The organism is Geobacter psychrophilus, assembly GCF_056821595.1.
This window is the reverse complement of the sequence record NZ_JBXDTU010000004.1, coordinates 599,160-621,643: the sequence shown is the minus strand read 5'-3', so window position 1 is coordinate 621,643 and position 22,484 is coordinate 599,160. Positions and strand designations below refer to the sequence as shown.

General features: G+C 58.9%; 10 protein-coding genes. All 10 read right to left on the bottom strand.

All coding sequences use genetic code 11. From position 1 onward, the window contains the following. Nucleotides 1–26 precede the first annotated feature (26 nt). Nucleotides 27–4,190, bottom strand: coding sequence for a fibronectin type III domain-containing protein (locus ACOCF6_RS05125; RefSeq protein WP_482459316.1), 4,164 nt, complete (start codon nucleotides 4,188–4,190; stop codon nucleotides 27–29). Between the two features lie 35 nt (nucleotides 4,191–4,225). Next, nucleotides 4,226–7,057: a beta strand repeat-containing protein gene (locus ACOCF6_RS05120; protein ID WP_482459315.1), complete on the bottom strand. Its 2,832-nt coding sequence runs from the start codon at nucleotides 7,055–7,057 to the stop codon at nucleotides 4,226–4,228. Nucleotides 7,058–7,087: 30 nt separating this feature from the next. Continuing rightward, nucleotides 7,088–9,955, bottom strand: a complete 2,868-nt coding sequence (locus ACOCF6_RS05115; RefSeq protein WP_482459314.1) for an RCC1 domain-containing protein — start codon at nucleotides 9,953–9,955, stop codon at nucleotides 7,088–7,090. Between the two features lie 23 nt (nucleotides 9,956–9,978). Then, complete coding sequence (locus ACOCF6_RS05110) at nucleotides 9,979–10,194, bottom strand: hypothetical protein (protein WP_482459313.1); 216 nt, start codon at nucleotides 10,192–10,194, stop codon at nucleotides 9,979–9,981. A gap of 214 nt (nucleotides 10,195–10,408) precedes the next feature. Continuing rightward, nucleotides 10,409–13,618: an AfsR/SARP family transcriptional regulator gene (locus tag ACOCF6_RS05105; RefSeq protein WP_482459312.1), complete on the bottom strand. Its 3,210-nt coding sequence runs from the start codon at nucleotides 13,616–13,618 to the stop codon at nucleotides 10,409–10,411. 351 nt (nucleotides 13,619–13,969) lie between these two features. After that, a complete protein-coding gene (locus ACOCF6_RS05100; RefSeq protein ID WP_482459311.1) occupies nucleotides 13,970–15,952 on the bottom strand; it encodes a tail fiber domain-containing protein in 1,983 nt (660 codons plus the stop codon). Between the two features lie 28 nt (nucleotides 15,953–15,980). Next, complete coding sequence (locus tag ACOCF6_RS05095) at nucleotides 15,981–17,306, bottom strand: hypothetical protein (protein ID WP_482459310.1); 1,326 nt, start codon at nucleotides 17,304–17,306, stop codon at nucleotides 15,981–15,983. Nucleotides 17,307–17,593: 287 nt separating this feature from the next. Further along, on the bottom strand, nucleotides 17,594–18,721 hold the full coding sequence (locus tag ACOCF6_RS05090; protein WP_482459309.1) for a hypothetical protein: 1,128 nt from the start codon (nucleotides 18,719–18,721) through the stop codon (nucleotides 17,594–17,596). 111 nt (nucleotides 18,722–18,832) lie between these two features. Further along, nucleotides 18,833–19,048 carry a hypothetical protein gene (locus tag ACOCF6_RS05085; protein WP_482459308.1) on the bottom strand — a complete coding sequence of 72 codons (216 nt, stop codon included), beginning with the start codon at nucleotides 19,046–19,048 and terminating at the stop codon, nucleotides 18,833–18,835. 209 nt (nucleotides 19,049–19,257) lie between these two features. Next, nucleotides 19,258–22,461: an AfsR/SARP family transcriptional regulator gene (locus tag ACOCF6_RS05080; protein ID WP_482459307.1), complete on the bottom strand. Its 3,204-nt coding sequence runs from the start codon at nucleotides 22,459–22,461 to the stop codon at nucleotides 19,258–19,260. Between the last annotated feature and the right edge of the window lie 23 nt (nucleotides 22,462–22,484).

The window sequence follows — 22,484 nt, the reverse complement described above, 5'->3', positions numbered from 1 at the left end:
TTGGAAACCTGACCTGTTCATTGTGACTACCGTAACCTGACATTCCTGACATTCACCTTCCCCGCCCTGACAATGAGCATCCCATGCACCGTCGTAAAGCCGCTTGTGGCCTGATAGGTGGTGTCATTGGGGTCCTTGCCGCCGTCCAGGGTAATGCTGCCGCTGTTGGTGGTGAACAGCAGATCCTCCTGGAAGATATAGGTATGGGCCAGGATGGTGGATCCGTTCACCGTGGCGTTGTAGGCCGACTGCAATGTGGCGTAGCCGGTGGCCGGCGCGCCGGCCAGGATGGCCTGGTAATTGGGATTAAAGGCCAGCGAGACATTCCTGTCTCCGGCCAGGGGTGTCAGCGAGCAGGGATTGGCGCTGCCGGCGCAGTCGCCACCCCAGGCGCCGAAGAGCGATTTCCAATCCGGCGTTGCGGTCAGGCTGAGGGTGGCGTTGAAACCGAAGGTGGCGCTGCAGTCGGCGCTTGAGCCCGTGATACAGGCGATCCCGGTCTGGCTGCTGTACACCGAACCGCGGCCGCTGCCGTTGATAGCGGTGATCGTTACCACCGGGCCGGCCGTGACGGTGTTGGAGCTGGGGCTGAAGCCGTTGGTGTTTTTTGCCCGGACCCGGTAGTAGTAAATCTCGCTGGGGTTCCTGGTGCTGATGCCCACCGGATACGAGGTAACATTGCCCACGGTCAGGTTCTGGTATTCGGGCAGATAACTGCTGAAGTTGCTGCTGATGGAGACGTCCAGGCGGTATTCATCCGCGCCGGGGGCCGCGTTCCAGCTGGCGGTGAAGCCGCTGCCGCTCTTGTTGGTGGCCGGATTGGCGGCCGGCGCCGGCGGCACGGTGGTGACGCTCAGTGCATTGGAATAAGTGCTGTAGCCGCCGGCATTATGGGCCCGCAGCCGGTACCAGTAGGTTATGCCAGCGGTCAGCCCCGTCACCTGCGCACTGACGTCGTTCACCGTGACTCCGTTGTAGTTGACGAGCAGTTGGGTGAAACCGCTGTCGGTCGCCACATAGAGCAGGTAGTCATCCGCATTGGCGACCGTGGTCCAGTTGACCGTGAAGCCGGTCTGGGAGATCGCCGTCGCCGCCGAAGCGGTCGGTATGCCGGGCGGGGCCGGTGCCGTGGATGCGGCCATGCGGACGGAGTTGGCGCTGGTCTCCGTGGCGCTGCGGGCGCGGCCGCGATACCAGTAGGTGACAAGCGGGGAGAGGCTGCTGACCTCGTAGCTGGTGACATTGCCCACGTCCAGGTTGTTGTAACCGGGGAGTATGCTGCTGAAGCCGAAATCTGTGGCCACATCCAGGTAATAGCCGCTGGCGTTCGGTACGGAGCTCCAGTTGGCGATGAAGCCGGCCTCATACAGGCCGGTGCCCGGGAGGATCGTTGGCGGCGCCAGGGTGAGGGTGATGGTGCAGTCGGCGGTGATCGGCCCGGTTTTGTAGACGGTGCCATCGGTGGAGAGCGCCCCGCCGCAGCCACTGACGTTGGGGAGCAGCGGTCCTTGGAAGCCGAGCAGGATATAGTCGCCGTGATAGGCATGACGGGCGGTAGCGCCAGAGATGATAGGTATGGCGGTGTTGTTGGTGATGGTCACGGTGTGCTGCACTGCCTGGGGCACCGTGGTCTGGCCATAGGTGCTGTCCCCCCAGGCGACGATGGTGCCGTCGCTCTTCACTGCCATGGAGTTGTTGCCGCTGGCCGAGATGGCCACGACACCGGTGAGCCCCGCCGGCACCGCATTCTGGCCGCCGGTCCCGGTGTTGAGTCCCCAGGCCACCACGGTACCGTTGCTTTTCAGCGCCAGGGAGTGGGACGCACCGGCGGCGATGGCCATCACGCCGCTCAGCCCTGCCGGCACCGCATTCTGGCCGCCGGTCCCGGTGTTCAGTCCCCAGGCCACCACCGAGCCGTCGCTCTTCAGGGCCAGGGAATACTTGTCGCCGGCGGCGATGGCCGTAACCCCGCTTGTAGCGCCTTCCGGCACCGTGGCCTGGCCGTCGGCTGCGCTCAACCCCCAGGCAAACACGGAACCATCCTGATACAGGAGCATGCCGTGCACCTGGCCGGTGGCGATCGCCTTAACCCCGCTGTTATAGGTCGAGATCAACTGTACCAGGTTGCCCTGTACTGACACGGTGCCGTCACTCTTCAGGAACAGGAAGATGTATTTGCTGGCAGCCACCGCCTTGACACCGGACTGGGCGTCGGCGGGAACGGTGTTGTAACCGGCGGCGCCCCAGGCAACCGGCGTACCGTCGCTCTTGAGCGCCAGGGCGTGGGTGCTGCTGGCGGCCAGGGCCTTAACCCCGCTCTGGGCCCCGGTCGGCAGGGTGGTCAGATTGTAGGTACCGTTCTGTCCCCAGGCCGCCACCGTACCGTCGTCCTTAATCGCCAGGGAATAAAGGCCTCCGGTGCTGACCCCCTTGTACCCGGTGGGAAGCACGCCGGGAGCGCCGCTGGTGTATCCCCAGATCACCAGGGTGCCGTCCCCCTTGAGTGCCATGGAACTGTAACCGCCGGCGGCAATGGCCACCACGCCGCTCAACCCCTGGGGGATATCGGTCTGCCCAATAGTGTTATCCCCCCAGGCCACTACCGTGCCGTCGCTTTTCAGGGCCAGGGCGTGATATTCACCGGCGGCGATGGCGATGACATCGCCGAGCCCCTGCGGCACCGCTGTCACCGCTAGTGTGTTATCCTCCCAGGCCACCACCGTGTGGTCGCTCTTCAGGGCCAGGGAAAAGAAGGAGCCGGCGGCGATAGCCGTGACGCCCGCCTTCGCGCTGTCCGGCACAGTGGCCTGGCCGTTGCTGTTATCCCCCCAGGCCACCACCGAACCGTCGAGGCGCAGGGCCAGAGCATGATCATACCCGGCGGAGATGGCCGTCACCTGGGACTGGGCGCCGGCGGGGATGACATTCAGGTTCGTGCCGGTTTGCCCCCAGTGCACCACCGAGCCGTCGCTCTTCAGAGCCAGTGAGTAGCTGCCACCGGCGGCCACGGCTACTACCCCGGCCAGATTCTGTGGCACCGAGGTCTGGCCGAAACTATTGCCCCCCCAGGCCACCACCGTGCCGTTGCTCTTCAGGGCCAGCCTATGGTCGTCGCCCGCGGAAATGGCCTTGACCCCGGACTGGGCCTCGGCCGGCATCGTATCGGGGATGGTCTGGTCCGATCCCCAGGTGGTCACGCTGCCGTCCCCTTTCAATGCCATAAAATGGTTTCCACCGGTGGCGATTGTGGTGATGCCCGATTGGGCCACCGGTGCTGGCGAGGACTGTCCAGCGCTGCTACTTCCCCAGGCCACGATGGTGCCGTCGCTCTTCAGCGCCAGCGAGTGAATGTGGCCGGCAGCCACGGCCACCACACCGGCAAGCCCCTGGGGCACCGAAGTCTGGCCGGAACTATTGCCCCCCCAGGCCACTACCGTGCCATCGCTTTTCAAAGCGAGGGAATGTGTCTCATTGGCCGAGATAGCCACCACACCGCTCAGTCCGGCCGGCACCGCGTTCTGACCCCCGGCGCCGGTACTTACCCCCCAGGCGGTCACGGTGCCATCCCCTTTCAAGGCCAGGGAAAAATTAGCGCCGGCGGCAATGGCCACCACCCCGCTCAATCCGGCCGGTACGGCATTCAGGCCGCCGCTGGCCGTACCATCTCCCCAGGCCACCACCGTGCCGTTGCTCTTTAACGCCAGGGAGTGGTCCAGGCCGGCGGCGATGGCAATCACATCGGACAGGGCGGCCGCCGGTACCGTAATGGTGCCGGAAGAGGTGTAACTGCCCCAATCAATCACCGAACCGTCGCTCTTCAGCACCATGGAGTGATTGTAAAATGCGGCGATGGCCGTTACCCCGCCCAGGCCTGACGGTACCGAGGACTGGCCGAAGTTGTTGTTCCCCCAGGCCACCACGCTGCCGTCACTCTTCAGGGCCAGGGAGTGTGCGGTGCCCACCTTGACCGAAACCACCCCGCTCAGACCGGAGGGTATCTTTGATTGCAGGGTGAAAGAGGGTGCCCCCCAGGTGATCACCGTACCGTTGCTCTTTACCGCCATATTGTAGTCGTAGCCAGCGGCAATGGCGATGATGCCGCTGCTTGCCGCCTGCGCCGTGGAGGTCAAGGTGGCCAGCAGTGTCAGTATCAGCAGGAATAGGGTTGTCGTGTTGCGTGGTGTTTTCATATCCAACTCCTTACCCTGAATATCAGTTGCTTCCGTTATCGCAGTACCAGCCCCGCCGCATTGAGCCTCCCGGCTCTGACCGTTACCTTTCCCACCACCGTCGATACACCGGAGGCCGTGGTGAAGGATGCGTCATAGCCCCCCAGCAGGGTCACGGTGACGTATTTATCCATCAGCAGGGTCTCCCCGAAGGTCATGTCGCGCCCCATGATGGTGACGTTGCTGTCGAGGAGTGCGGCGGTGTAGGCCGCGCCCAGGGATGCGTGGGCGCTCATGGCCGGGGCGAGCAGCAAGGCGCTCTTGGCCGTGGTGAAGCGGGCCGTGACGTTCCGGTCGGCGACCATGTACAGGGTGCAGGGGCCGCTGGCGGCCGTACAATCGCCGGACCAGCCGGCAAAGGTGAAATCAGTGGCCGGGGTGGCCGCTAGGGTGATCTGGTCGTTGAGGGCGAAGGATGCCGTGTTGGGGCCGTTGTCACTGCTGTAGTTCTGTCCCTTGACGCTGGTCCCCTGGATGTTGCCATAGCCGTTGACGGTGGTGCTCAACCAGTTGTCCCCCTTCAGCTCGACGAGACTGCTGCCGCTGGCGGACCAGTTGCCGGCAGCGTCACGCTCCTGGACGTCCAGGTTATATCTGCCCGCGCTCAGGTCGCCGGTCGGGGCGAACGTGGTGGCGCTTGTCTCGGTCCAGCTGGCGTCACCGGTCATGCGGTAGCGGAAGGCGCCGTTGCCGCCACCACCCGGTGTCCAGTTCCAGACCAGCCCCTGGAGCTGGTTAAGGGTGCTTCCGGTCACGACCGGCGGTGCGGGAGGGATCGAATCCAGGGTGATGGCGGCCTGGTAGACCGGCGACCAGAAGCCGCTGCCGTAGCGGAATTTCACCGATACGGTGGTGCTCCCCTGCGCCTCGTTGATGATCCAGCCGCTGCTGGGGATGAAATCCAGCTCCTTGAAGGTCAGGTTGTCGTTGCTGAGGGCGATCCGTTCGCAGCCGCTGGTGTCGCTGCATGAAAAATCGATGATCACGTCGGCCTGGGTGGTATAGGCCGCGCCGTTGTTGATGGAGATGGAGCCGGAGGGTGGAGATGACAAGTTGGCATAGTCCACGTTGTCCGTGACCTTGCTGCTCTGGTTGCCGCCGGTGTTGGTGGTGGCGTGGTAGGGGCCGGCTGCGCTGCCCCAGTAGTTGAACTGGGCATTGATCAGCGGGGGTGATGTGGCGGTCGCGTTCTGCACCGACCAGGTGCTGTTGTTGTACAGGTTGTTGCCCTTGCCGGATGCGCCGCCGATGACCGGATTGGCCGCGGAAGCGGCGGAGATTCCGACTGCGTTGCCGGTGATGGTGTTCCTGACGATCTGGGGCATGCTTGTGGCACCGCTGACGAAGATGCCGGTGGTGTTGGCGCCGGTGATGGTGTTGCCGGAGATGGTGGTACCGCTGCCGACGTTGGTCAGGACCAGGTCATAATTCCCATAATAGCCGACAGCCTGGATGGTGTTGCCATCGATGGAGACCGTACCGGTGGTGTCCTGGAGCCTGACGCCGTACGTGTAGGCGGAGTAAATCGTCGAATGGTTCAGCGTCAGCCCCCCGGCGCCGGACTTGATAATGGCCCCGTAACTGTAGCCGCTGGCGCTGCCCGCGTACCTGATGTCGCAGTTGGCAATGGTGGCGCTGCCATTGTTATTGACGGCGATGTTGCCCCACTCTCCCGCCGCCGGGGCTCCGGAGACCCCTTTGACGGCGGCGCCGATGGTAGTGTCCTTGAAACCGGTGAAATAGCTCCGGGCGCCGCTGTCCGATCCGGCGGCAAACGAGCCGTTCACCTGGAAGGAGACGCCCCCACCCAGCTTGACGATGCTGCCGGGGGCAATCGTCAGTGAGGCGCCGCTGTTGACCGTCACCGTCCCGCCGACAAGATAGGTTCTGCTGCTGCTCCAGGTGACGCTGTTCGGGCTGGCGATGGTCCCCCCCGTAATGACGACCGGGGCCGTCAGCGCGTTGTCATAGGTATGGGCGATCCCCGATGACGGGGCGTCAAAACCCATTTCCCAACCACTGGCGGGGGCGGAGAACTGGTTGGCGGCATCCAGTACCGGAGCGGCGCCCGAGTTGACCAGGATGCCGTATCCGGCGTTGTTGCTGAAGGTGTTGCCGTTGATATGCGGAGCGGCGCTGTTTTGCAGCAGGATGCCGTTGGTGTACGCATTTGTGATGGTATTGCCGCTGATGGTGATGTTGGCGGCGCTGGATAAGCCGGTGGCTAATATGCCATGATTCCCGTAATAGTTGTTCTTGCCGTCGATCAACGTGTTGGAGATGGTTACGGTGCCGCTGGCATTGTTCAGGACGATGCCGTTGGTGTAAAAGGTGTCGATGCTGGAGGCGGTGACGGTCAGAGTGCCGCCCCCCCCCTTGAGGATCGCGCCATAATTATAGCCAGACCGGCTCCCGGCATACCTGATTGTGCAGTGTTCCAGGGTAGCGTTGCCGCCATCCTGGACGATGAGGTTGCCCCAGGAACCGGCCACGGGCGAGGCCGCGCTGGCGGTGAAGGTGATCGGTGAGTCGATTGTCCCCTGGGCCAAGAGCGTCCCATTGACCAGCATGCTCGTACCGCCGTCAAAAGTAATGGTTACCCCCGGTTCGATGGTGAGCGTTGCGCCGCTGGCGACGGTGACATCCCCGGTGGCGTGGAAGGGGCTGTTGATCAATCTCAGGGTGTAATCTGCTGAGATGATGCCGGAGAGGATGGTTTCGCCCTGCGCCCGGCCGGCAAAGCAGAGCGGCAGGGTAAGGGCCAGGCAGGAAATCAGAAGCCGCAGCTGTGAGATCAGTCGTTTTCTTTGGGAAATATTCCGTGTCATACCTGCTCCTTCCGGGCCTCTGCCGTTCCGTTATCTGATAACCAGGTTTCGCGCGATCACCTTCCCCGTGCTGATGGTCAGGCCGGGAAAGGCCGAGGGGGCCAGGTTGGGCGTTGTGAACGTACTCTCGTAGCCGCCTTGCAGGGTGAAGGTGACATTGTCGGCCCGGCTGAAGCTGGCCGGGCTGGTGATGGCGTTTGACCTGACCTTGATCGTGCCGCTGTCAGCCACGGCCGCATAGGCGTCGCCAATGTTTGCGTAACAGACGGTTCCGATTTTAAATCCGCACAGGTCCACGTCCCAGGTATAGCTGGTGACCGGGCCGGTTACGCCAGCGCTGTTGGTCGCCGTGACGCCGAAGGTGTGGTTACCGGCGCCGGGGTTGTATTGCATCGGACTGCTGCAAGGCCAGCCTTCATCTCCATCAAAGAAGCAGGTGAAGGTGGAGTTCAGCTGGCTGGACACGAAGGTGAAAGGCAGGTAATCGGATGCCGTTTTCTGGGGTGGAGTTGAGGTGAAGCTGACGGTGGGTGCGCTGGGGCTGGATATTTGAGGTGCCGTGGCAGCATAGCTGTTGTTGTTCTTTGTGCCATCACCCAGCTGGCCTTTATTGTTATATCCCCAGGTCAGAACCGCGCCGTTATACAACAGTGCCATGCTGTGGTCGGCGCCGGCAGCAATGGCGACCACGCCGTAGAGACCACTAAAAAATCCTCCGGGTCCTGTTGTTACTTGTACCGGTACGTCGCTATTGGTGGTTGTGCCATTCCCCAGTTGACCGTAGGTGTTGTTCCCCCACGCCCAGACGCTGTTGTCGTCCAGCAGGGCCAGGGAGTGGTTTGCTCCGGCCGCGATGGCGAGCACCCTGCCGAGGAAACCGGTGCCGGTGCTCGATACGACCAGTGCGGCCCGTTTCTGGCTTTGGTGGCTGGAGTCGTTGTTGCCTAATTGTCCGTAACCGTTGTAACCCCAGCTCATGACAACACCGCTGCTCAGCAGGGCCAGGGAATGATTGTTGCCGGCGGCAACGGCGGCTACATTACCCAGTGTGCCCGATATGATGTCCGTTCCTTCCTTGACCAGTAGTGGAGCGCTTGTGGAGTTGCTGGTCGTGCCATCCCCCAGCTGTCCCAGAGCGTTATAGCCCCAACTCCGGATGGTGCCGTTGCTGAGCAGTGCCAGGGCGTGGTATCTGCCGGCGGCGATGGCGGTTACCCCGTCCAGCTGCCCGCTCCAGGATTGAACCGGCGACAGGATGTCCGCGGTGGAGCCATCCCCCCGCCCCAATTGGTCGAACGTTTTATCGCCCCAGGCCCAGACCGAGCCGTCAGCCTGGAGCGCCAGGGAGAAATCGCCGGTGGCGGCTACCGACTTGACACCCGAAAAGGGGAGCAGCCCCAGCCAGACGTAAGCGGGGGTATTGCTGCCGGTGGTGCTGCCGATCCCCAGCTGACCCTGGGAGTTGCCGCCCCAGCTGTAGACGGTCCCTTTGCTGGAGAGTGCCAGCGAACTGATGCGACCGGCGGTCGGAGAGGTGACGTTGGCTATGCCGACTCCGGCAGCGGTCCTGGCGGGCGAGAGACCGTCGAGGTAGTCGCCGCTGCCGAGCTGCCCGCTCAGGTTGCCCCCCCAACTCCAGACGTTGCCATTGCTTTCCGTTGCCAGGGAATGGGTTTCCCCGGCGGCAATTGCGGTGATCTTCCCGACGGTGCGCCCGGTTACCATGGCCGGGGCAAGGCGGTTTGTGGAGGTACCGTCTCCCAGTTGTCCGAAATTATTGCGCCCCCAGGTCCAGACCTTGCCGTCGGCTGTCATGGCTGCGGAATGATACCTGCCGGAGACAACGGCAACAGCGCCATCGAGACCGGAAATAGCGGAGGGAGCAAGGCGGTCGGAAGTGGTGCCATCGCCGAGTTGGCCATTTTCGTTAGCTCCCCATCCATACCTGATAGTGCCGACAACGGCAAAAGATTGATTTTCACCCGCGGATACGGATGTCACGAATCCAAGGTCGGAAACCTTCACGGGGATCAGGGCGTCCTGACCCGTGCTGTTGCCCAGTTGGCCATTGTAATTTTTCCCCCAGGCCCAAACGGTGCCGTCGTCCAGCAGGGCCAGGGAATGACCTCGTCCGGCGGCAAGCTTGATCACACCGGAAAGCACACCGCTACCGCCGCTTCCCTTGACGTGGGCCGGGGTGTAACGGGCTGTCAGACTGTTATCTCCCAACTGACCGCTTCCGTTGCCTCCCCAGGCCCATACGGTGCCGTCGCATTTCAGTGCCAGAGAGTGAGTCCCCGCGCCTGCAATGGCGGTTATGTTGGTAAGGCCGGCAACCTGAACCGGAAGGTTGCTCGAAGCGGTTGCTGCCGGATCCAGTCCCAATTGACCTTGGTCGTTTTTCCCCCAGGCCCATACAGTGCCGTCACTTTTCAGGACCAAGGTATGCTCCCTGCCGGCGGCGATGGCTGTTACCTTGCTGAGATAGCCGGTACCGCTGCTGTCCATGACCACTGCAGGTATGGCGCTGCCGTTGTAATTGCCGGTTCCCAGCTGGCCAAAGGTGCTCTCTCCCCACGCAAAAACATAGCCGTCAGAGGACAGTGCCACGGTATGCAGACTGCCCGCTGCAACGGATATGATAGTTGTCAGACGGCCGGTTCCGAATCTGCTGAGTACCTGCACCGGGGTGGTGCTGTTACTTGAGCTGTTGTTTCCCAACTGGCAGGACATGTTATTTCCCCATGTCCAGACGCTGCTGTCACTGTCAATCAGTACGGTGTGGTAATCACCTGCCGCAATCTGCGGTCCGGCAGCCGGTCCCGCCGCAAACGACACAAAGGGCAGACAGAGGGACAGAAGCAGCAGCGCAAGCCGTTTTCCGATGGTGGGTATCATGGTGAATCCTCCTGTCGTGCGTTTTATTTCAGGTTTTCCCGGATGCGTCGTTTGTTAGTCGAAGGCCGGATCTTCCGAGACGTATGTTCCACGCTCAGGATCTTCCAGAGCTCCTCGATGGTTGCGAACGGTTTCTGTTCTTCATTTCCCACGGTCTCCACCAGTCCGACCATCTGACTCGTGTCGCTCTCTTCCCTCCGGTAGACCCGGATGACATAGCTGTCGCTGCATGTGTACATGGCAGTTTCCTTTCTCCGGGGCACGTAGTGGACTGAGATGCACCGGGGGCAGATCTGTGCGTATGGATTGGAACTTTACAACAGAGTGGGTAACAAACAGGTAACAGGGGAAGAATTATTTGTGTACGGGGAGATCAGCGCAAAATGTTGATACAGGCTGGTCTGCGTGGGAATTACATGGAGTCTGCAAGTGATGGGGGTTTGTATGCGGATATTATCGCAGTAATGAGGCGTACAACTCTTCCGTTCCTGGGGCCGGCTTGATCTTGAGATGGACTGAAAGCTCGGCCCGGCAGCGTTCGTACACGGCTAGTGCCTCGGTACGCTGCCCCAGCTGGTGATGGCAGACCATCAACCGTTGGTAGAACTCTTCCTGCAAAGGGTCTACGTCAAGCCCTTGCCGGTACAAGCCGACGGCAGAGTTCCATTTCCCTTTTTCTTCATGATGCTGCCCAGCGATCAGGGTCAGGCGGAGGAGTTTGGTCCTGAGCCGTTCCCGTAGTGAGACGCTCCAAGGCTGATCAACGTCTCCGGGGAGGAATGGTCCGGCATACAGGCCGAGCGCCTTGTGGGTCAGGTCCATGGCACGCCTGGTCTCCTGGCTGCTTTTTCCCGTTTCACGGCTCTTGAGCCATTGTGCCGAAGCCTCGTTGCACAGCTGCTCAAAGGCCCACACATCCGCCCACAACAGGCGGCGATTGAGGGTCAGCGCACCATCCTGGAACAGGATCGCCTCGTCGGGAAGCAGCTTCCGCACGCGGGAGAGGGTCATCTTGAAGGAGTTGTTGGCATCATCGCCATCGGCATCGGGCCAGAGCAGGTTGGTTATCTGTAGCTGCCGGATCGCGGTTCCACCAAGGGCAACGAGCGCCTTGAGCATTTCGAGGAGTTTTCTTTTACCGGAGAAATCGACCAGCTTTTCATCCAGGAACAGTTCAAAGCGCCCCAAAGAATTGATCTTGACCGGCCAGGGCCAGGTTTCGACAGCAAGATGATCCTCCGGGGGGGGCAGGTGATGTCGCGCAACCAATGTGCGGACATACTCAGTCTCTATGCCATGTTCGAGCGCCTGGGAGCAGAGTCGGGCCATGACGTCCGGTTGCCACCACCAGATCAGGATGCGGTATTCATGTGCTCTGCCAATAGCCAAAGCGTCCCTCAGATACGCGAGTCCGTGTGATGGACCGCTGCTGTTGAAGGCAATGTGGGCTTCCGCCAGCAGACAGCTGAACCTGAATGCCGGGCTCACGGTCTTGTCAACCATCTGCTTCACCAGCTGCAGCCGCTCTGCCGCCTGGGTGAAATTGCCTCTGGCTGCTTCGATCCAGACCATCTCCAGCTGGCAGAGAATAATGCAGAAATAGTAGCCGGTGTCGTCGGCTATGCGCAGCGCCGTTTGCCCATGCAGCGCCGCTTGAGCGTGGTTTCCCGTGATGAGCTGCAACCACGCCGTAAGGTAATGAAAGTTGGCATTGGGGTTGCGCTGCTCAGGCCTCAGTGTTGACCGGAGTTTTTCCAGAAACTCCTGAGCCTTGGTTTTGTCGGAAGCGACCAGGGCGCTGTACATACCTGATGAGAACAAAATGGAGTCCCATGGATGGACACCGGAAGCTTCGCCAACCGTGATCGCCTGATCGACCAGGCGCAGGGCACTGCTCGGCTCGGTTTCCGCGAACAGTGCGATCAGGGCCTGGATCCAGAGCGACATGAGCTGCATGAGGGGCAGCTGATCCGCTACATCCCTGAGAAGCGCCAATTCATGGGCCAGGGCCCGGAGTCTGTTCATGTCTCCATGCCAGAAGCAGTAGATTGCCAGGGTGTTGAAGCCATGTATTTTGACGGCAGGATTTCGGGATGAACGAACAAGCGCGAGTGTCTGCTCAAAGCGTTGCTCCAGATCCTGTCGGAAGGGGTGACAGAACAGGATTGACGAGAAGAAGCTTATGGCTGCCGGGGTAAGGATCTCTTCAGGAAGCAGTTCCCTGCTGCCATCCAGAAGGGGTTCCATGATTGGAATCCATGTGACGAGTGGCGTATAGTCATCCCAGCAAAAGACCGTGCTGTCTATGATCTGTGAGCAGGAAAGCAGGCAGCCGATCGTGTCACCCGCACGTGCGAACAGTTGGTATGCCTGTTCCAGAAGCGGCGTCGCCTCCGCTGGAGAGATGTAAACCCGGCACGCTCCGAGCCAGAAAAACATCCATGGATTACCTGCTCTCAGTTCAGCCGGGACGGCATGTATCCACTGTTCGACGGTTTTATTCCTTCCCTGCATGATCATTGTCTGCGCATGGGCAATGATCATCCGCCCCACATTCTGCCAATCGGAGGCTTCACAATAGAGGCCGACCGCCTCCTCTATCTGGCCGGAATCCTCCAGAACCCGTGCGGTCTGATTCCTGATGAGTGCCAGTTCGGGTTCCGGAAAGACTGAAGCGGCGCGCGACACCAGAAACTCGCGAAAGAGCGGGTGATACTGGTATCTGTTCTCGTAGCGCTGGGTAAAGAAATGATTGCGGTGCAGATTCTCCAGGATGCTCCCGGCGGCGCCGCTGCTGGTCAATTGCACGGCAATGGCGGGTTCGATCATGTCCAGAAATGAGGTGCGCAGCAGCAGATCCTGGATTTCCGGGGCGCTACGGTCGAAGATCTCGCTGGCAAAGTAGGCGAATACCTCACGGCTGCTGAGGTTGGCCGGAGTTTCCGGTATCGGATTTGTCAGATTGTTTTGAGCCGTCAGCAGCACCAGACCGGCGGCCCAGCCCGAGGTACGACGGTACAGCTCCTCCAGAATCGGGTCAGCGGGAATGGCATGCCCATGTTGTCTCAGAAGTACTGCGGACTCTTCCGGGGTAAAGCGGATGTCATCCCATCCCAGTTCCGCCAGGCAGCGGTTGGCCCGCAGGCGGGCAAGAGCCGGCGGCGGTCCGGTCCGGCTTAGAATAATTATCCTGATTCCGTCCGGAACAGCTTCAAGGGCATGAGACAGCATCTCTGGGAATCCGGTGCCATCCGGCACGTCCTGGTAGTTATCGAATACCAATACGGCATTATGGGGAAGGCGCTGGAAAAGGGTTTCGAAATAGCGTCGGGTAAAGACCGGGATGCCCAGCAGGTATTCGGGGGTCAGGTGCAGCAGCGGTTTCTTGAAGCGCAGTGCGGTCTTTTTTGCCGCCAGCCCCAGGTAGTGGAAGAACCCGGCCAGGTCGCCATCCCCCTGGTCCAGCTGGTACCAGAGCGATGGCAGTGAGCGGGCATCCAGATAACTCCCCACCAGAGTGGTCTTGCCGGAGCCGCCGGGGGCGGTGATCCAGAGCACCGGGCTGGATTGAAAGACATCCAGCTCTGCAAACAGGCGCTCCCGCGGGGCAATGCCGGTCAGTTTGGGCCGGGTTATCTTGGCGATGGAAGTGGATGTTTTCATGGCATCCTGCTTGAATTTGTCAGTGTTCCCCGTCACTGTTCAACAGAGGGCAAATTTATCCATATCGCTGCAAAAATGCAATAAATCTCACATTAAAAACAAAAAAACTGCCGCGACGGTTGTCGGGCAAATTGGTTGATGCGGGGTGAATGAAATTTTGCTACGAGAACCTGATGTAAGCAATCATTACACCGCAGCGCCACATCAGTCGTGAGGGTGCGCGTATCAGCCGTGACGCGCTCTCAATCGCTTGATGTTCCTGGTCTGGCGTTGCATTGTCCGACCAATCAGGTCAGACGTGAACTATTCACTTTTGCAATCATGGTGATATTTGATCCAGTCAACTCGGAATTACTTCGCCTGTAAAAGCGCCTCCAACCGCTCCAGCCTCGCATTCAGCCGGTCGATGCTCGTCTGCTGATTACTGATCACCTCCTGCTGCTCCTGCACCGCCTTGACCAGCGGGGCGATGAAGTCGGTGTAGCGCAGCGACAGGGTCCGATCCGCATCACCACCGATACCCAGCACATTGTACTCGGTCCCCAACAGTGCCTCGATATCCTGGGCGATGAAGCCGAAGTCCTTCCTGTCATTGCCCTGTTTCATGCGGTATTCCACCGGTCGGAGCTGCTTGATAAAGTCCAGGCCGTGGGTCACGTCGGTTACATCCTTCTTCATGCGGATGTCCGACAGGTTCGTCCAGGCCACCTGCCCGCCGATCTGTGTTACCGCTGCGTTGCCGATGCGAACGTGATTGTCTGCATCGACGATCGCGCTAAATCCGATAGCGGTAGCATTGCTAATATTGTTTACACCGGTACCTGACGATGATCCCACGAAGGTGTTGTAGCTGCCGGTAGTTAAGATCAATCCGGTATCGTCACCGATGGCCGTATTGTATCCACCGGTTGTGTTGTTAAACAGCGCATTCTTTCCGTTGGCCGTATTGAGGCTTCCGGTTGTGTTGGAATAAAGCGCAGAGTTCCCGTTGGCCGTGTTGTAGTTTCCGGTGGTGTTGGAATAAAGCGCTTGCGTTCCGTTGGCCGTATTGTTGCCTCCGGTGGTGTTGTAACTGAGCGCTCCCATTCCGTTGGCCGTGTTGCTGTTTCCTGTGGTGTTGGAATTGAGCACTCCCACTCCGTTGGCGGTATTCCAGTTTCCTGTGGTGTTATAATAAAGCGCAGAGTACCCGTTGGCGGTATTGTAGTATCCGGTGGTGTTGGAATAGAGCGCTTGCATTCCGTTGGCCGTATTCCAGTTTCCGGTGGTGTTGGAAGTGAGTGCAAATGCTCCGCTGGCCGTGTTGTCGCTTCCGGAGATGTTGGAATAGAGCGCTCCCTCTCCGTTGGCTGTGTTGCTTTCTCCGACGGTGTTAAAATAGAGTGTAAATGCTCCGTTGGCCGTGTTGTAGCGCCCTGTGGTGTTGGAATTCAGGGCGTACGAGCCGACTGCCGAGTTTTCGTTTCCGCTCATGGTCAGGTTCCCGGCATTTCTTCCGGCAAAGAAGTTGTTGTTACCGAATGAATGCAGAAGGGTGAAGTCTCCCTGGCGAATCTGTCCGGCAGTGATGGAGGTCGCCGGAAGCTTCAGGTTACCGGTGAGTTCAAGTTGCTCGGAAGGCGTCAAGGTGCCGATGCCCACATTGCCGCCAGCGGTTATCGAAAGCCGGGGTTGGCTGAGCGTGTAGAAATCAAGGCCCCACTGATTGCCGCTCGCAGTGCGTTTGGATGCGATGCCTTCGCCACTGTTGAGGCCAAACGCGAGGCCGGCTCCGGTTGTGGCGCTGTGATTGAGCACCCCGTCGTTGGTGTTGTTCGCATCGAGCATCAATCCGCCAAAGTGATCCAAAACCATCTGATTGCCATTGTTCATGCGGAAGTTGATGTCGCCACCGGCAGGCCGATTTATAAACAGGTTTTGCGGTACTCTGTTGTCACCAAGGATGGCGTAGTTGCTACAGTTGGTCATGGGGCCAAACAGACCGATCCCGGCAAAAGCGACTCCGGGTAAGCAACCGGTATCGCCGATGCGTACCGGCGAGGAATTAGCAGAAGTTACCGTTAACGCAGAATCAGGATCTATCTTGCCAATACCGACATTGCCACCCATGTAATAGATGTACTGGCCGGAAATGGTCCAAGGCAATGAAAAGTCTGATGGTTTGGTTATAACGGTATTGTTGGTATCACCGCTGAAAACCAAACCGTCAACCAACAGATCACCGGCTACACGGGCTGCGTTAGGCGCTGCGTGGATGGTTGCGGGAAAGATGGCCAGGAGCGAGATCGAGATAATAGCAGCTGTGGTAGGTAAAGCCGGTTTTATTGGTTTCATGGGTTATCTCCCGTTCAGTAAAAGTCCGTTACGGTTTGTAAATCACCAGATGGAACGGCAACTGCACTTGGGTACCGCTGGGCAGGCTGTAGACACGAACTTGCAACGACGGGCCTTTATCCCAACCCGTACTGCAGAAATGGGGAGTGCCGTTGGAAACCGTGGCGATTGACACAAAATTCGAAGACGAATAGCTCTCCCCGCTGATAGTGCAGTAATAGGTATCCCCTGTCAGGGAACACCTCAGGTTTGAACTGCCTTTCAGCGTTGTGCCGGTCGCGTCAAACGAACCATAGGCGATCGGTGTGCCGGTCATGCCCGCTCCGGCGTGTATGCCGGTGGAATCAACCATGGCTGTTTCGACGCCGCTGACCGTGGCGCTGAGCGCTCTACCGCCGCCGGAGTTTATGAACTGTCCGGCAGAATCTCCTGCCGAGGATGTCTCGCCCCTGATACCGGCCGCTGTGCCGCTCACATCAAGCCTTGCGGCAGGAATTGTTGTTCCGATGCCGACATTGCCGCCAGAGGTTATGGAGAGCCGGGGGTGGCTGAACGTATAGAAATCGAGTCCCCACTGGTTGCCCCCCGCGGTGCGTTTGGACGCGATGCCTTCACCACTGTTGCTGCCGAACGCGAGGCCGGCTCCGGTCGTGGCGCTGTGATTGAGCACCCCGTCGTTGGTGTTGTTCGCATCGAGCATCAATCCGCCAAAGTGATCCAGAACCATCTGGTTGCTGTTGTTCATGCGGAAGTTGATGTCGCCACCGGCCGGGCGGTTGATAAACAGGTTTTTCTGTTCGCGGTTATCACCAAGGATTGCGTAGTTAGTGCAGTCCGACATGCCCCCAAACAGTCCGATACCGGCAAAAGCTCCGCCGGGCAAGCACCCCGTATCACCGATTCGTACCGGCGAGGAATTAGCCGTAGTTACCATAAAAGCGGAATCCGGAGAGCGCGTCCCAATACCCACATAGCCGTTATTCAGGATCGAGAGGCGTGATGTACCGCCGGTAAAAAAGTCGAGTCCGTATTTATTGTTACCAAGGGTTTGCTGCGAACCGATCCCCACGCCACCCAGGTCGGAACCAAACTTGATGGCGCCTGAATTGATAGTCCCGGTATTGCTGCCGGAGTTATCGACAACAAGGCCGACGTTGAACAGCAGGCCATCTAAACTCGAGGTATTCAAAGTACTTCCGTCAGAGAACTTGATGCCGCCGGTGGTGTCAAGCAGGCCAGTCACTTTGAGGTCACCGTAGGTATTCACGGGGGCGGCAAGGATGTTTGCAGGAAAAGCGGCAAAAAGAGAGAGGATAGCAACTGTGGTAAATCTGGTCAGTCTTATGGGCTGCATGGCGAGCCTCCTGGGCTAATTCTGAAAGAGTTGCTGATAGGAATAAAACGGGACAGATTCATTTTCCAAGGAGTTGTGAAAAATCTGTCCCGCTTTTTCCCATTTATAAGGTGCTTGGAATTTATTGATATACCGTTTTCACCGTAGGAGCGTTTTCCAAAACGCGATTGCTGCAATATTCAACATTGTCGGCCATTGCAGCAATCGCGGCAGGATGCCGCTCCTACGAAGTGTTCGGCTGAGGCAAGGTAAATGGTATTTTGGAAACTTCCGAACCCTTATGTGACTTACGCGCCTCCGGTCAGGTTTATTGTTGCTGTCGCAACCCCACCGACACTGTCCCTGACCGTAACCGTCAAAGTTGACAAATAGGCACTACAGTAAGAATCAGAGCTGTCAATCCATCGTGCGGTGGTGCTGCTTGTCGGTACGATCGCATTATGGGTATCGGTCGTACTCCAGGTATACGGAGCTACCCCTCCTCTGGCCGTAAAGTTCACCGGTTGTGAACTGCAGCCGTTTGATGATGAGCGGTCCTGGGCAATAGTTAGCGGAGTACTGGGCGGAGTGGGCGTTGATAAGTTCTTTACCAGGACCTGTTTGATGATGTTCGGATATGAAACCGGGCTGTTCTTGTCGAGGGCCACATCGATAGGACTTCCCTTTTGATGCCCGAAAGCATAGGTGACGAAGAAGAAGGAGCGCCAGCTCTGCTCCAGATTCGACCTGTTGGTTAAATCAACACTTCCGTTGACCCCCATGGTCAGATTGTCAAGGACAGGGTACGAAAGTTCCCCTTCAAGCCCGGAGATATTCTGTCGCCCCGGATCCGTCAGGTAGTAGGAAGCATTCGCCTTCCACCCCTGTTGGTCAACCAGAGTTGTCCCTACCTTCAACCAGTCAACAGCCTCGGCAACGAGATAGGTATTGGCAACCTTATGAATCTCCTTTTGGCGGTCAAATCCGAACCCGTATGAGGCCGAGAGGATGGCAAAATCACTGACCTTCAGCTTGCCTCCCAGATAGGCCTGACCGAAGTCCTTTCCCATCTCGCTGATATAGGAAGCCCCCAGGAAGAGGTTCGCCATCCGCGCATAGGTATGGGACAGGGCCAGCCCCCCTCCATAGCGGTTGTTGTCGATAGCACCTTCACCTCGGCCGCCATTGAGCAGATCGAAGGTGCCAAACAGATGGATGTTGAGAAGTGGATTGAGGTAATCAAACCTCCCGTCAGCACCAAGCGCTTCCGAGTTGTTTTCGGCGCCACCACGCAGGGAGATCGAATACGGCCCACTGGCTACCTGCCGCCCGGCAGTGTCGGCAGAGGCCGTATGGGGCGGCAGAAGCAGCGTCAACATGATCAGTAAAAGGAAATCCAATAGTCTGTTCCGACATGCCAAGATAATTAGTTTCATTTCCTACCTCCGTACTCTTTCTGTCTGGGATAAGCATACCTCGAAGGCATGCAGCAAAATTCATATCCATTTGTTCCTCCCGAGTGATGGTGATTCATTCTGTCGTGAGTGTTATTGATGGTTTTCCCGGATGTGGCGCTTGGATGTCACTTGCCGGCTCTTACGGGGTTTATGCACCGTGCCCAGGATCTTCCAGAGTTCCTCAATGGTTGCGAACGGTTTCTGTTCCTCGTTCGCCACCGTCTCCACCAGCCCGACCAGCCGGTTCGTGTCGGTCTCCTCCCTCCGGTAGACCCGGATGACATAGCTATCGCTGCAACTGTACATGGCAGTTTCCTTTCCTCCGGGAATGAAACACGCGCTTGTTTGCATGTCCCGGTGCTGTTATGGGGAAATTTCTATGGTATGGGTGGGAATGTTACCGCAGGGGGAGGTAACAAACCGGGTAACAGGGACACAGAAAAATGAGGTGGCATTATTGATGACGTAGCGGGATATGTGGTGCGTTGGCGTGTGCTTTTGCGGGGAATGGGATTTTAAATACGAAATTTGGCGTATAACATTTCGGTTTTGGGGGATGGATGTATTTTGAGATGTACCGACAGCTCGGCCCGGCAGCGTTCATATACCACCAGTGCCTCGGTTCGCTGGCCCAGTTCTTGGTGACAGATCATAAGCCGCTGATAGAATTCCTCATGCAAGGGGTCCGCTTCAAGGCCTTGCCGGTACACGTCCGCGGCAGAGTCCCATGCTCCATTTTCCTCAAGGTGCGTACCTGTAATTACTATCAACCTCTGGAGTCTTGTCCGTAGCCGCTCTCGCTGCGAAACAGTCCAGGCATGGGACGTGTCGCCGGAAAGAAAGTGCCCCTGATATAATGCCAGTGCCTTATCGGTCATCGTGATGGCCTCGGCAGCCATGCATTCCGCTTTACGGGCTTTGTCCCACAACGTGACAGCGGCAGTGTACAGTTGGTCAAAGTCCCACAGATCAGCCCATACCAGCCGGCGGTTCAAGGTGTAGGTGTTTTCTTCAAAGCGGATGGCGTCATCGGGCAATAGCTTTCGTAGACGCAAGATGGTCATCTTGAATGAGTTATGGGCGTCATCACCATCTGCTTCGGGCCAGAGCAGATCCAGAATCTGATCCTTGCCGACAGCTGTTCCGCCGAATGAGACCAGCGCTTTCAAAAGCTCCGATAGTTTGCGTTTGCCGGAAAAATCAACCGGCTTTCCGTCTATCAGAAGTTCAAAACTGCCCAGTGTGTGCAGCTTCATCGGCCAGGGCCAGGATTCAAGGGATGTCGCGGAATCGGGCGGCAGCAGGCGGTGATTCCTGATCATCTCGCGGGTGTACCCGACTTCGATGCCCGCCTCCAGGGCCCGGGCGCACAGTCTGCTCATGACGCCGGGATGCCACCACATGTTGACGGTGCGGAAGCCGCACGTGCAGCCGAGTGTCATCGCTTCTCTCAGTAAATCGAGTCCCTTTCGGTCGTCGCCCTGTTCAAAGGCGTGGTGGGTGGCGATCAGCAGCCAATGGAAGCGCATGCTGCTGCTTCCGGTGGCGGCCATGAGTTTTTCGGTATGGTCAAGGGCTGCCCGCGACTTTTGAACATCGCCACTGGCGAGCAGGGCGTGGGCCTCTATGGTGCGGGAGAGTATCTCGGTAAACAGGTATCCGGCCTCCGTGGAGATGCGCACCGCCGAGGCGGCATGGCTGACCGCCTGGTCCGTTTGTCCCAGCAGCAGATGATACCAGCTCATTTCACAGTGGTAGAGGGTATAGGAGTGGGGGCGCGACGGATCGAGCATGGCCTGGCATGTATCAATGGCGCTGCGTGCCTGTTCCATCTCTCCCTTGTACAGATGGACAGTTACAATCAGGGCGGCAAACATGTAGTCCAGGACGTGGATGCCGGTATCCCGTGTAATGGCCAGACCTTCTTCCAGGGTCTGCAGCGCCTTGTCGAAGGAGGCGGAGTTCATAATAATCGCCGCCGTACCGAGCCACATCGAGGAGAGCCGGAAGAACGGGGATACGGCCGGCATGTGGGCGAGGCGCGCGGCCTCATTGACCAGGCCGCGGCATGTGGCCATGTCTCCCATCCAGCTGTAGTAGTTCTGGGCGAGCAGTAGCCCCTGGAACTGCAGATTAAGATCGTTGCTGGCGCGTGTGAGCGCCAGGGAGCGTTCCATGCCGGCGGCGACATCGACGACGCGGTACGGCTGGCGGATTGCCAGTGCCGTGGCCAGGCTCAGGGCGATCCTGGCTGCCATATCCGGCGGCAGGGTCTCCTGTGCCGGAACGGGCAGCTCTTCGATGCGGCTGATCCAGCTGTCCAGCGGCCGGTAATCATCCCAGTTATGGGCGATGCTGTCGATGGCGCTGGAACAGGAGAGCAGCATCCCCACAACGTCGCCGCTTTTCCTGAACGCCTGGTAGGAAAGTTCAAAGGATACCCGGGCGTTTGCCGGGCTGTAGGGAAGCCGGGAGACGCCGAGCCAGTAAGCGAGCCAGGGAGCGGATTCGATAACCTCCTCCGGGATGAGCGACAGCCAGCTATAGAGCGTTTGCCATCTCCCCTGGCTGGCCAGGAGCGGCGCATGCCCGAGTGCCAGTCTCCCCAGATTCTCCCAGTCACCGGCCTGGAGGTACAGCCCCGCGGCGGTCACGTATGCGCCGGATTCCTCAAACAGGGCTGCTGCCTGCTGTTGAATTTCAATGATCCGAGCTGGTGGAAACAGCTCCCCGGCGCGGGCACGCAGGAACTCCCGGAACAGCGGGTGATACTGGTAGCCGAGCTCGTAGCGCTGGGTAAAGTAGTGGTCGCGATGCAGTTTCTCCAGGATGGCGCCTGCCGAGGAGATTCCGGTCAACAGTACGGCGATAGCCGGATCGACCTTGTCCAGAAACGAGGTGCGCAGCAGCAGATTCTGGGTATCGGAGGTGCTTCGTTCGAATATTTCGCTGGCAAAGTAGGAGAAGACCTCACGACTGCCGAGGTTGCCAGGGGTTTCCGGAATCGGGTCGGTCAGATTGTTCTGGGCCGTTAGCAGCACCAGCCCCGCAGCCCAACCGGAGGTGCGCCGGTACAGCTCTTTCAAAACAGCATCTGAAGGTATGGTGTGCCCATGTTGCGTCAGAAGCTCGACTGACTCTTCCGGGGTAAAGCGGATATCGTCCCAGCCCAGTTCAGCCAATTTTCTATTGGCTTGCATTCGAGCCATCCGGGGTGGAGGCGACGTGCGGCTGAGGACGATCACCCGTATGCCTTCAGGTATGGTTTCCATGGCGTGGGCAAACATGTCGTGAAAGCCGGTGTTGTCAGGGACTTCCTGGTAGTCATCGAAAACCATAATGGCATTATCGGGCAGGCGCTGGAAGAGGGTTTCAAAGAAACGACGGGTAAAGATGGGGATACCCAGCAGGTATTCGGGGGTCAGGTGCGGCAGCGGTTTCCTGAAACGCGGCGCAGCCTTTTTAGCGGCAAGTCCCAAGTAGTGGAAGAATCCGGCCAGATCGCCATCCCCCTGGTCCAGCTGGTACCAGAGCGACGGTAGTGAGCGTGTATCCAGATAACTCCCCGCCAGGGTTGTCTTGCCGGAGCCGCCGGGCGCAGTAATCCAGAGCACCGGCGTTATTTTGCAGCGGTCAAGCTGCGCAAACAGACGCTCACGCGGGGCGATGCCCGATAGTTTTGGACGGGTTATTTTGGCGATGGTTGGGGCTGTTTTCATGGCATCCTTCTCTGACAATGCTC